The sequence below is a fragment of the Stieleria mannarensis genome (genome assembly GCF_014154935.1).
GTDB classification, from domain to species: Bacteria; Planctomycetota; Planctomycetia; order Pirellulales; family Pirellulaceae; genus Stieleria; species Stieleria mannarensis.
Window position 1 is genome coordinate 22,835 of record NZ_JACEHH010000042.1, and the last position, 11,886, is coordinate 34,720.

General features: G+C 59.6%; 8 protein-coding genes. 3 read left to right on the top strand and 5 right to left on the bottom strand.

The genetic code is table 11. The features are described from left to right. Positions 1-3 precede the first annotated feature (3 nt). The 4 genes from H1B37_RS24105 to H1B37_RS24120 form a co-directional block, all read right to left on the bottom strand. Entirely contained in the window at positions 4-2,898 is a 2,895-nt protein-coding gene (locus H1B37_RS24105; protein WP_182869670.1) for a DUF1553 domain-containing protein, read from the bottom strand. A 620-nt stretch (positions 2,899-3,518) separates the two neighbouring features. Continuing rightward, positions 3,519-3,986: a DUF1579 family protein gene (locus H1B37_RS24110; RefSeq protein WP_182869672.1), complete on the bottom strand. Its 468-nt coding sequence runs from the start codon at positions 3,984-3,986 to the stop codon at positions 3,519-3,521. A gap of 4 nt (positions 3,987-3,990) precedes the next feature. Further along, positions 3,991-5,343 (bottom strand): DUF1501 domain-containing protein, encoded by a 1,353-nt coding sequence (locus tag H1B37_RS24115; protein ID WP_182869673.1) that lies wholly within the window; start codon positions 5,341-5,343, stop codon positions 3,991-3,993. Positions 5,344-5,369: 26 nt separating this feature from the next. After that, positions 5,370-7,601, bottom strand: coding sequence for a DUF1549 domain-containing protein (locus tag H1B37_RS24120; RefSeq protein ID WP_182869675.1), 2,232 nt, complete (start codon positions 7,599-7,601; stop codon positions 5,370-5,372). A gap of 271 nt (positions 7,602-7,872) precedes the next feature. Between H1B37_RS24120 and H1B37_RS24125 the strand changes: the two genes are divergently transcribed. From H1B37_RS24125 to H1B37_RS24135, 3 genes are all read left to right on the top strand, one after another. Then, positions 7,873-8,043: a hypothetical protein gene (locus H1B37_RS24125; RefSeq protein ID WP_182869677.1), complete on the top strand. Its 171-nt coding sequence runs from the start codon at positions 7,873-7,875 to the stop codon at positions 8,041-8,043. A gap of 190 nt (positions 8,044-8,233) precedes the next feature. Further along, the gene (locus H1B37_RS24130) at positions 8,234-9,484 is read left to right on the top strand and encodes a DUF1559 domain-containing protein (protein WP_182869679.1); all 1,251 of its coding nucleotides are present in this window, start codon (positions 8,234-8,236) and stop codon (positions 9,482-9,484) included. Between the two features lie 100 nt (positions 9,485-9,584). Beyond that, positions 9,585-10,685, top strand: coding sequence for an SGNH/GDSL hydrolase family protein (locus H1B37_RS24135; protein WP_182869681.1), 1,101 nt, complete (start codon positions 9,585-9,587; stop codon positions 10,683-10,685). Positions 10,686-10,719: 34 nt separating this feature from the next. On the opposite strand, the gene H1B37_RS24140 is transcribed toward H1B37_RS24135, so the two are convergent. Further along, positions 10,720-11,844 carry an AAA family ATPase gene (locus H1B37_RS24140; protein WP_182869683.1) on the bottom strand — a complete coding sequence of 375 codons (1,125 nt, stop codon included), beginning with the start codon at positions 11,842-11,844 and terminating at the stop codon, positions 10,720-10,722. Positions 11,845-11,886: the final 42 nt, after the last annotated feature.

Sequence of the window (11,886 nt, forward strand, 5' to 3'; positions counted from 1 at the left end):
CACTCATTTCGTCAGCACCTCATCCAAATTCAGCAAGACACTCGCGACCGTCGTCATCGCGGCGTGAACATCGGGTTTCTCTCCATCCTCCAGTTTTAGCACCGAATGATACAGTTCACTGATCGCGTCGGCTTCCGCGTCCTCGGGGACACGACAGGTCGCCAGTCGGAACCCGTATCGCAACTGTGCCTGGATATCATCACCAGCCGCGATCATCCGATCGGCAAACGCTTCGGCCGCTTCGACGAACGTCGCATCGTTCAGGGTCATCAGCGCCTGGATTGGCGTGTTGGACGGCAGGCGTCGCACCGAGCAGAATTCCCGCGAGGGCGCATCGAAGGACGCCATCATCGGATACGGGATGGTCCGTTTGGTGTACGTGTAAATCGTACGCCGATAGCGATCCGGATGATCCTTACCCACGGTCGCCCATTTGTCGCCGCCTTGGAAGGGTTTCCAAACGCCTTCGGGCAGCGGTGGATGCACCGGCGGACCGAACCGTTTTTCACTCAACAACCCGGCGATGAACAACGCCTGGTCCCGAATCGTCTCGGCGGGCAATCGATCGCGCGGCCCGCGACTGAGCCATTGCCCCGACGGATCGGCCTGCAGACGCTGGGGATCGGCCTGGCCGCTCTGGCGGTAGGTCGCGCTGAGCACCAGTTCGCGCAACAGCGTTTTGACGCTCCAACCCATCTCGGTTCGAAAACGCACCGCCAGATCATCGAGCAACTCGGGGTGCGTCGGCGGGGCTCCCGCGATCCCGAAATCCTCTTGTGTTTCGACGATCCCGGTCCCGAACAACTGTGCCCAGAACCGGTTGACGGCGACCCGCGCGGTGAGCGGATTTTCGGGGCTGACCAGCCAGCGGGCCATGTCCAGCCGGGTGAGCGAGGATTCGGATTCAGCCGCGGACGCTTCCCCAGAGGACGGTGCCAGAAACTTCGGGATCGCCGGGTCCACGGGATCGGTTTTCGTCATCTGATTGCCGCGATCAAACACGCGTGATGGACGAGCAAAATCCGGATAGCGTTCAAGAAGAATCGGCGTGCTGATCGATCGAATCTTGGACCGTTGCCCGCGCAGTTCAGCGATCTGGTCACGTGCCGCGACGCGCGCCGGGTCGGTCAACCAATCGGTGAATCCGGCCGAATTGCTGAGCGAGATTCGACCGCGGTGGGCAATCAATGGGAACGCGCCAAGTTCGACATCATTGAAAACGATCTCCACGTCCAGGCGGTCACCTGGTTGAACAGCAACCGGGGGATCGGCCAGAAACGCGGCGGTTCGCGGGTGATGGATTCGCGAATAGGGGCCGAACCCACGGGACGATTTGGCGTTCAAACTTTCGTCGGGGTCCAGCAACGGATCGGGTTCGTCGGAAATCACCTTTTGAAATTCAATCGCCGTTTCCGTTCCATCGGTGGCGACCAATTTGGCGGTCAGGTGCGACACGATGAATCCCCACTCCGAATCGATCAACGCTTGCTGTTGGTCTTTGGGGAACCCGGTGAACCGCAATGCGGAGATTTGATCGATCGAATCGTCGATCCGGGCGTTGATGTGGACCCGGGTTTTGGTCTGAACCGTTCCTGTCGTTTGGTACTCCTCGGTGCCATCGACCGTCTCGGCCACCACGCGGGTGTTGTTGTTGGTCGACAACTGCAAGTCGGAAATCGGTTTCCAATTTTGATCGTCTTTGATCAACTCGCGCGCGAGTTGCCATTCGGCCCGCCACAACGCATCGGCCTGTTGATCCAACTGGAACGCCAGGTCGTATTGATCGGGGTCGGCGGGAACCGCCAAGGTTGGCAGATCGTTGCCCAGATCACTGTCGGCGGTGTTATTGAAGAACGCCAGAAATTCGTAGTACTCCTTGTGTTCAATCGGATCGTAGGGGTGCGAGTGACACTGGACGCATCCGAACGAGAGGCCTTGCCAGGCTTGCCAAGTGGTGTTGACGCGGTCCATCACCGCTTCGGTGCGGAAGGTCTCGTCGTCGGTGCCGCCTTCTTCGTTGGTTTGCGTCGTGCGGTGGCACGCGGTGGCCAGCAGATCATCGAGCGTTCGGTCGGGCAGCAAATCGCCGGCCAACTGCCGCACCGTGAACGCGTCGTAGGGCATGTCATCGTTGAAAGCCCGAATCACCCAATCACGAAATTGCCAAATCGTTCGGCGACCATCGAGCCCTAGGCCGCGCGAATCGGCATAGCGAATCACGTCCAACCAAACGCTGGCCCAGCGTTCGCCGAAGGCAGGCGACGCCAACAGGTCCTCGGTGGCGGCCCGGTAGGCATCTTCACCGTCGCGACGGACCAAGGCCAAGAAACCGTCGACTTGGTCGGGGGTGGGAGGCAATCCGGTCAGATCCAACGAGGCTCTTCGCAGCCATTTTTCCGGTGCCGCTTCGACCTGGGGCGACAATCCGTGCTGGTTCATTTTTTCCAGCACGAAGCGATCGGTTCGCGTCCGCGACCAGTCATCGGTTTCGCTTTCGGGCAGCTCGCCGAGTTCGGGAACGACGTACGCCCAGTGTTTTCCCCACTCGCCACCGCCGTCGATCCAGCGTTTCAGCACATCGATCTCAGCCTCGTTGAGCGCCCGTCCATGCTCGATCGGCGGCATGTGCTCGTCGTCATCGACGGGAAGCAACACCCGTTCAAGCAAATAGGAATCCTCCCAGCTTCCCGGGTCGATCAGATCCAAGACGCTGTCGCTGTAGACGAAACTCAGCCCCCCGGCTTGCTTGACGCCGCCGTGGCAGGCCACACAGTGTTGGTTGAAAATCGGTCGGACGTCGCGGTTGAAATCAACCGGCGGGACCGCGTTATCGCCGGCGTGGGCCTGTAGCCCCAACCCCAGCCAACAGCAAAGCATTATTGATAGAAAACGAATCACGTCGCTCCATTCATGTGAGTAACCAATGAACCCCTAAATGAACCATCGATTCTAACCGATCGCACCAAGATTTCCTGCGCCTTCCTTCCCCAAAAGCGATCTGCTCTTTGGAAGAGGGGCGGGGTGAGGGGCCGTCCACCTAATCAGATCCCAGGGCGCTGGCCCCCATGCCTAGCTGGACAGCGCCACTTTGAATCAGAAACACCAGGATTTGCGGGTTCGAGTTGATCGTACTCGTACTCAGACGTTTCGCCGGTACTCGTACTCCTACTCGATCCGCAAGTTTCCCACGAGCTATCGAGTAGGAGTACGAGTACCACTTTGTTGAGTACGAGGACGACTGGCGTGAAACTCATCCCATCTACCACGGTGTTTCCAGAATTTTTTGAGCAAGTCGCCGCAAAGTGGCGCTGTCCAGCTAGGCCCCCACAAATGTGGTCGTGGGGTTTTTGGATATCACCGTCCTGGAAGGGAGGGTCGAGCGCAGCGAGGGGCGTAGGCACCAAGTTAAGGACTTCACCCTCCCTGCCAGGGAGGGTGAAGTCGTAAACGCCTATTAAATCAGAGGTTAAAAACCGCACGACCTCGGGATGGGAAAGCGTTTTCCGGCCGCCCGCAGCCTATCCCCGACGATAATTCGTTTCGAGCGCTTTGGCTTCAACGCCGTCGGGGGTGACGTTGCAGGCGACGATCGCCAATTCATCAGCGGCGACCTTCTGGAAACGAGTCCCCCCCCATCGTGGCGCATCCTTGGCAACATCATAGTGGCCGAAAACTTCAAACCCGCCCTCGATCGCCTCACCTTGGGAAAACATGAAGGCATCTCCCATGTGAAAACTGTCGATCCAAGCGATTTGAAATGCCTGGGTGACCCCGTTGCGACAGATCAATTCTTCCCCGCGGCGCGGCTTTCCTTGCATCGCTCCCTGATAGGTGTGGCGCAAAAACGCCCCACCCAGGACGGGTTGAAACTCACCGACCACCTTCGATTCGTCTGCCAGCTCATCGGGCTCAAACCAGGTTCGGCAGGTGCCGTTCCAACTACCCGCAAGCCACCGAAACCACTCCGCTTTTTCAATCTCACTCATGGATTCATCCGATCAGTTCGTCGATGATGTTACCGTCGCGATTGACTTGAACGGGACGCCCATCGGCGGTGTTCAGTTCGGTGTCGCCGTCGATTCCGATCATGCGGTAGATCGTCCGGACCAAATCCGCCGGGCTGATCGGCCGCTCGGCCGGGCGTTCGCCGTGTGCATCGCTGCTGCCGATCACTTGCCCGCCGACCGTGCCCCCGCCGGCCAAGGCGACGCTGAATGCTCCCGGCCAGTGATCGCGTCCGCCGCGCGGATTCAATTTTGGGGTCCGTCCGAATTCCCCCATCACGATCACCAGAGTGGAATCCAGCAGTCCGCGATCGGACAGGTCACTCAACAAGGCGGAATAGGCTTGATCGAGTTTCGGGATCTTTCCCGCCGTCCCGCCGGTAAAGCCTTCCTTGAGCCGCAAGTAGATGTCTTCGTGGGTGTCCCAGCCACGGTCGGTCACGGTCACGAACTTCGCCCCGGCTTCGACCAGGCGTCGGGCCATCAGGCAGCCGTGTCCGATCAGATGTCGCCCATAGCGGTTGCGATCCGCCTGGGATTCTTGCTGCAAATCAAACGCCGCCCGCGCCGCAGGGGATTGCACCAAGCGGAACGCCTGATCGAATGCCGAATCGGTTGTCCCCGTTTGGGCCAACTGATCTTCGGTCTGCCGCGTGAGTTCGTCGACCGCATTTCGAAACTGACGCCGCCGAATCAATCGCGAATCGGTCATGCCGTCGGCCAGGTGTAAATCCTTGACCCGAAAATCAGGACGCGAGGGATCCCCTTGAACGATGAAGGGCATGGTCGAATCGGGCAGGTAGCCGCTGCCGATCATGGCGTTCGGTTTGGCGATCGCAACGTTGGTCGGAATCGCCACGCTCTCCGATGACAAGTACTTCTGCACCGATGGCATGCCGGGATACGTCAGCGCCCGAGTCGGTTTGTAACCGGTCAGCAAATAGTGGCTGGCGAAATTATGTTCCCCCAACGGCGATGTCACCGACCGCACCAGCGCGACCTTGTCCATCAGCTGTGCCGTCCGCGGCAATTGCTCGCAGATCTCGATGCCGCCGACGTTGGTGGCGATCGGTGAAAACGGCCCGCGGATCTCCGTCGGCGCATTCGGTTTGAGATCAAACAGGTCCAGATGGCTGGGGCCGCCGTCGAGCCAAATTAAAATGCACGATTGGGCCGTGGCGGACCGGTCGACTCGCTTGGCCGAGTGCGTTTCGGCCACGGCCTGCCGGGCCGACCACCAATCGCTGACACCGATCCCCAGCGCCGATAGACCGCCGACATGCAACCATTGGCGGCGGTCCAGTTCATGCACTCTTCGGCGGTTTAGAAGTTTGTTCATCGGATGAAACTCGAGGCATGGTCGCGCTAGTGGTTGGTCAGAAACGTCTCACTGGTCAACAAGGCCCAGAAGAGATCGGCAAAGAACGCGTGCCGCGTTTCGGCATCACGCCAGCGGCCGTCGGCTTCGGTTACGGATCGCACCTGGTTGGACCAGAACGCGTTTTCTGACTCCGTCGGCGGGCGGGACAACGTGTGCTTGTAAAGTGTTTCAATCAGTTTGAAGTCGTCGCGTTCGCGCTGCAACCATTTTTTCAAGCTGCCCTGATCGGAGTCCAGACGCCGATTGAGCAGGTCGCCGTTGAGAAAATGCAGCACCTGAGCCAGCGATCCCGAACCCAGCGGAGCGGTTTCACAAGCCGCTTCACGATCGCATCGGCCGAGGATGTCCAAGGTTTCCGACGCGATTCGATTGTCGGTCAACCCAATGGCATCAAATTGGCCAGCGGTGCCGTGATGGAGGTCCACCCCAGTCACATCGGCGATTTGATTGGCCACCACTTCGGCTTCCAGTCCGCGGGTGATGAAATGCGAATAGTAGACTGAGTCCGAGGCGTTTTCGGGAAGCGTTCGCGAGGTTCGTCCATAGGCATCACTCTGACAGATCAGACGGATGACCGCGCGGAATCGAAATTGATGCTCGGCAAAATGATGTGCCAGTGCATCCAACAATTCGGAGTGGCTGGCGGGGTTGGTTGCCCGGATGTCGTCGACCGGATCGATCAGTCCGCGGCCCATCAATTGGGCCCAGATGCGATTGACGGCCGCACGGGCAAAGTAGTCGTTGGACGGATCGGTCACCCAGCGGGCAAATTCGATCCGCCCGTCCTGACCGTCGTCAAGGTCACGCGTCCCGGGGATGCGGGGAACGGCGGGCTGTCCGGTCAGCGGATGAGTGACTTCACCACGCTGGGACGTGCGGACAATCCGCCCGCGATCCAGTTTCGCAAAGATGGCGGCCAGCCCGTGATAGTCATCTTGGGTCCACCGGTCCAGCGGATGATCATGGCAATTGGCACAGCGCAGCCGCACGCCCATCATCACCCGAGTCGCCAATTCTGCTAACGCATCCGGGCCGTTGCCGCTGCGCAGAAAATTGACGCTGCCGTCGACATATCCATCGCCGTTGGCGGTCAACATCGCCAACGCCGATTCGTTCCACGGTCGGTCCTGACGAAACGCTTCGATCAACCACTCGTGATAGGCCTTGCTGCCCTCGGCCTGCAACGACTTGCTGTCGATCCCCAACAGGTTGGCCCACTTGAGCGCCCAGTAGGCCGCGTACTGATCCGTTTCCAGCAATCGGTCGATCAGTCGACTGCGTTTGTCGATGGAGCGATCGGACACAAACGCGTCCAGTTGCTCGACCGGGGGAAGCCGACCGGTGATGTCCAACCAAACACGCCGCGCGAATTCTTGATCGTCGGCGCGGGGCGAAGCAGGAAGACGCAACTGTCGCAATTTCTGATCGATGAATCGATCCACCAGAGTCCCCCGGTTCCCGTCGGCCGACTCCGACGGCGTCTCAATCTTCTTGCTCCCCAATTCCTTGGTCCCCAGTGGTACGCCCAAACCGATGGCATGGACCCGGTTCAGGTAGCGGGCGATCACCAGATGCTCGCCGCGTCGATGAACGGTCAATCGATTCGCCTGGCGGTCGATGGACACCGATTCGGAATCGTCACACGAGAGCGACGTCACCGAGGTCACATCTTGCTGTGATCCATCGTCGAACGACGCGACCACCGAGACGCGGACCGAGTCACCGACGTCTTGAAGCAACACATTCGTTGGGGTCACGCGAAGGGCCGTCAGTCGCCGACGCTGCAGACGCTGGCCGCCTTGGGCGATCCACGTCCTGAGCACCGCATAGGCCGATGACGTGTCATCGAAACGCTCTCCACCACCATGTTCGATCGATTCAGTCGCCTTGCGCAGCAAAACGCTTTGCGCCGGAGAGTACAAATTGACGCGGCGCCCCTCCAGTTCCTGGACGATCGCGACGTGGTCATCGGCCGGCCGGGATCCGAACAGCGACAACTTGAACCCGCCGCGCCCGATCGCGGCACCATGGCAGGCACCGGCGTTGCACCCGAACCGCGTCAGGACCGGAACAACCTGCGTGTCGAAATCGATCGTCTGATGATTCGCCGCATCGGCTGTCTTTCCCTCTGACGAAACGGCATCCGCGGCGCGCCCCATCGCCCCCTGGGCGGCAACCGCGATCGCCGACATCAAAATCCACCGCAATCGTCTCATTTCCAACTCCAGAGGTAGTCTCATTTCAGCACACGGCCTCGATGGTATCGGATCTGATTTCCGTGATCTGCTGGGTTGGGGGTCGAGCTCACGCGATCGGTCCAAGGGCAAACGGATTCATGGGTGATGGGGACAGGCCGTACGCCATCGGCATTGGTTTGACCCGACAGATTGTTCACCGAGGGGACATCGGTCGGATCGGCGCGGGGGGCGTTCCGTGCTACTTTGGATCGGTCTGTCGGTCCTAACGATTCTAGCGGGGTTTAGAGCGATGAAGCGATTATTGAGCAAAATGTTGATCGCGTCGGTTTCGATCATGGCCTTGGTCGGATGCAATAGCAGCGCGCCGTCGACATCCGTGGAAACGCGATCGGAGCAGGAAATCCAACAAGAAATGGAGAACTACGAAGCGGAAATGGACGTCCCCGACGCGGGGGAGTGACGATCGAATTCTGGATGACATCGCGGCGCCCTCTCGGTGCTCCCGGCGCTCATTCCCCGCAGGATCGACCGCTAAAACCGCCACATTTTCTTGACCTTATCCGGCATCGCTCTTATCCTGAACATCAGTCTCCCTGCTTTGGGGGGGCCTTTTCTTCTGTTCATTCATGATCGTTTCTCCGAGGTTTTTTATGTCAAAACCACGCATGTATCAGCGAGGTTTTACCCTCGTTGAATTGCTGGTGGTGATCGCAATCATTGGGATTCTTGTGGGGCTCCTCCTTCCCGCCGTCCAGGCTGCTCGTGAAGCCGCACGTCGGATGTCGTGCAGTAACAATTTCAAGCAAATCGGCTTGGCGATTCACAATTATCACAGTGCATTCAAGCAGCTGCCCAACACGATGACGGGAACGTCAAAAACGTGGACGGGGGCCAACACCACGTACAACAGCAATCGGTTGTACCTGAGCTATCTGGTTTCCATTCTGCCGCAGATGGAACAGCAGGGGCTGTGGGACAAGATCTCCCACTCGAGCCGCGAATCGACGTCCAGTGGCGGGGCCATGCCCAGTCAGGTGACCAACGGCCGCTGGGCGCCGATGGGACCTTGTCCCTGGGTGACCCAGTACCCGCCGTGGGCGACAGAGATACCGACCTATCGTTGCCCGAGTGATCCGGCCGAACACGTCAGCCTGGGCAAAGCGAACTACGCCGCATCGCTGGGCGATTCATTTGACTATGCGTGGTGGGGTGGCAAGAACGAAAACGGTTACTTTAACAACGGCAACGGCGCGGGCGATCAGTTCGACGAGACTTGGATGGTGACGCGGGCACAAGCAGCCAACCGAGGTTTTTTCTGGCCGCGGGTGCAAACCCGTTTCCGCGACACGCTGGATGGGCTTTCCAACACAATCGCCGCCGGTGAGATCTGTGTCTCGCGGGGGCTGCGTGAAGTGAAATCGGACTACGTGCGACAGATCACCAGCATGACGCCGACCAATTCGCATTTCGCAACGCCGATCAACTGCAAAGAAGGCGCCCATATCGATCCGGAGCGTCCCACGTCTTATTCCCAAAGCGCCACCATCAGCGGTTCGTTCAATGCCGGTCGCGGCGCTCGTTGGGGCGATGGCCGCCCGGCCTACACCGCTTTCCAAACCATTTTGCCGCCCAACTCCGCCAGTTGTGCGCGAAGCAACTCGGACAACACGTACAGCATCTTCACCGCGGGAAGTCATCACCAAGGTGGGGCGCACATCCTGATGGGTGACGGGGCCGTCATCTTCATGACCGACAGCGTCGATACGGGGGATCTGTCCCAAGACACGGTGGTGCGGGACGGCGGCATGAACCTTGCCGGGTCCTCCAGCCCGTACGGTTTGTGGGGAGCGTTGGGCACGAGGGGGAACTCTGAAACGATCACCGAACAACTCAATCAGTAGCTGTCGTCCGGCATCTCTGATACTCTAAATCAACCTGACCTCGCCTCTTTCAAGGGGTGAGGTTTTTTCTTTGCTTCGGGCGCCCCGCCGCAGGATAATCGTGGACAACAACAAATCGCCTTCGCAACCCATGCCCGCCGGGACCGAACCTTCGCCAACGCGCCCCGCCATCAGCCTCCGGCGAAAGATCGGGCTCAGCCTCTTCGTCGTGGCTCTGTTCTTTTTGGTCGCCGAAGGGATGTTGCGTCTCGCAGGGTATCGTGCCGCGTCGGACGTCCAGCGGATGACGTTCACCTTTCCGATCGACGAGTACAACACGAACTCGCCGCAGCCGTTTTTAAAACGCGACCCGACGTTGTTTTGGCGTCCCCGCCCGGGCGTCCTCGGACACAATTCGGTCGGTTTCTACGGGCCCGAGTTTTCGCCGGAGAAACCGGAGGGCATGTTCCGAATCGTTTGCCTGGGTGACTCCTGCACGCACTTCGGCCCGATCACCTACTGTGACATTCTGCGAAATTACTTGGACAAGGTCGCTCCGGGACGGTTCGAGGTGATCAATGCCGGTGTCATCGGGTACACGTCCTTTCAAGGAAAGCAATTGCTGGAAACCGAAGTGATCGGCTGGAATCCGGATCTGGTCACCGTCTATTTCGGCTGGAATGACCACTGGCTGGCGCGGGGGTATCAGGACAAGGACCAGCAAGCGGCTCAGTCGCCACTGGGAGGTGGCCTGGGCGATGGCCTGACGGACATGCGGCTGTTTCAATTGATTCAAAGTCTGATCCCACGCCCGACCGCCGGAACGGATTCGGCGATGCGCGTCGAACCGGACGACTACCGCGCCAACCTGCGCGCGATCGCAGCGACCTGTGACGCAAACAAGATTCAATGTTGGTATTTGACGGCGCCCCACGCGTTCGATCTGGGCGTGCCACCGTACTTGATCGAGTCGGGCGAAGCGAAGAATTTGGACGACTTGTTGCAGACTCACCGCAACTACAACCAAATCGTCCGCGACGTGGCCGCATCACAGGGCGATCCGCTGGTCGACTTGGAACGGGAGCTCGATTCGATGAGCAAACCGGAATTATTCCTCGAGGACCACATCCATTTGTCCCGGCAAGGCCGGTTGTTGGTCGCCAATCGTTTGGCCGAGGAACTGCGAAACGCGGGGCTTTTGCAGGTCCAGACGGGCGAGTAGGGCACAACAGGTTGGAAGCCTGTCCCACGCACTGTCAATCGCGGGGGACTTCGATGCCTCGGATCATGGCCAATAATTCTTCGTCGACATCTCGGCCTTCGATCTCCGCTTCGGCGCTCAATTGGACGCGGTGACGCAAAGCGGGGATTGCCACTTCGACGACGTCATCGGGGATCGCATAGTCGCGACCGCCGAATCCGGCCAAGGTGCGGGCACATTGCATCAAGGCCAGCCCCGCACGTGGCGAGGCACCGATGTGGAACGCCGGCCAGGTGCGTGTCGCGCGGACGATTTTGTTGATGTAGTCCACCAAGGCGTCTTCGACGTTGACCGTTCCACAAAGCTGGATCAATTGACGCACCGTTTCCGGATCGGTGATCGTTCGCACCTCGTTTTCCAGACGTTCGTTCAGGTTGACCTGTTTGCTGTGCAGTTTCAGGATTTCCGCTTCTTGCAACTCGCTCGGATAATCGACCTTCAATTTAAACATGAACCGGTCCAGCTGGGCTTCGGGCAAATTGTACGTGCCTTCGCTCTCCAACGGGTTCTGGGTCGCCATCACCAAAAACGGTTGCGGCACGGTGTGGCTGGTGCCGTCGATCGTGACGCGGTATTCCTGCATGATCTCCAGCAGGGCGGCGTGTGTCTTGGCGGGCGAGCGGTTGATTTCGTCGGCCAACAACAGCTGTGTGAACACCGGGCCGGGACGGAATCGGAATTCGCTCTTTTGCATGTCAAACACCGGCGCGCCGGTGATGTCCGACGGCATCAGGTCGGCGGTGAATTGGATGCGTCCGAAATCGCAGCCCAGCGCCCGACCGAGGGTGCGGACGAACAGGGTCTTTCCCAGCCCCGGGACGGATTCGATCAGCACATGGCCACCGGAAAATAATGCGGTCAGCGTTCCCAGGACCAATTCGTCCTGTCCGACATAGAGCTTGGCGACTTCATCGGAGACGGCTTGGTAGAGCCGCTGGACGGGTTCGAATCGCGGGCTCTTTCCCGGTGACGCCGTCGTCGACTCGCTCGGCGGGGCAGGTGCCGGTGCGCCGCTGGCCGAAGCTTGAACGCTCGCGCCATCAAGGCGCGTGCCATGGGCGGCCGACGGGGTGGCGGCAGGTGATCCGGGTTGTGGGTTTCCAGCAGTCGGGTCAGTCAACGGTCAGCCTCGCTCAGGTGGTTTGGAATCGTCTTGGGGGCG

Bases quoted from the DNA above. Each gene is read 5' to 3' on its own strand.
- H1B37_RS24110 (WP_182869672.1), bottom strand. From the start codon at position 3,986: ATGAGTGAGATTGAAAAAGCGGAGTGGTTTCGGTGGCTTGCGGGTAGT.
- H1B37_RS24115 (WP_182869673.1), bottom strand. From the start codon at position 5,343: ATGAACAAACTTCTAAACCGCCGAAGAGTGCATGAACTGGACCGCCGC.
- H1B37_RS24120 (WP_182869675.1), bottom strand. From the start codon at position 7,601: ATGAGACGATTGCGGTGGATTTTGATGTCGGCGATCGCGGTTGCCGCC.
- H1B37_RS24125 (WP_182869677.1), top strand. From the start codon at position 7,873: ATGAAGCGATTATTGAGCAAAATGTTGATCGCGTCGGTTTCGATCATG.
- H1B37_RS24130 (WP_182869679.1), top strand. From the start codon at position 8,234: ATGTCAAAACCACGCATGTATCAGCGAGGTTTTACCCTCGTTGAATTG.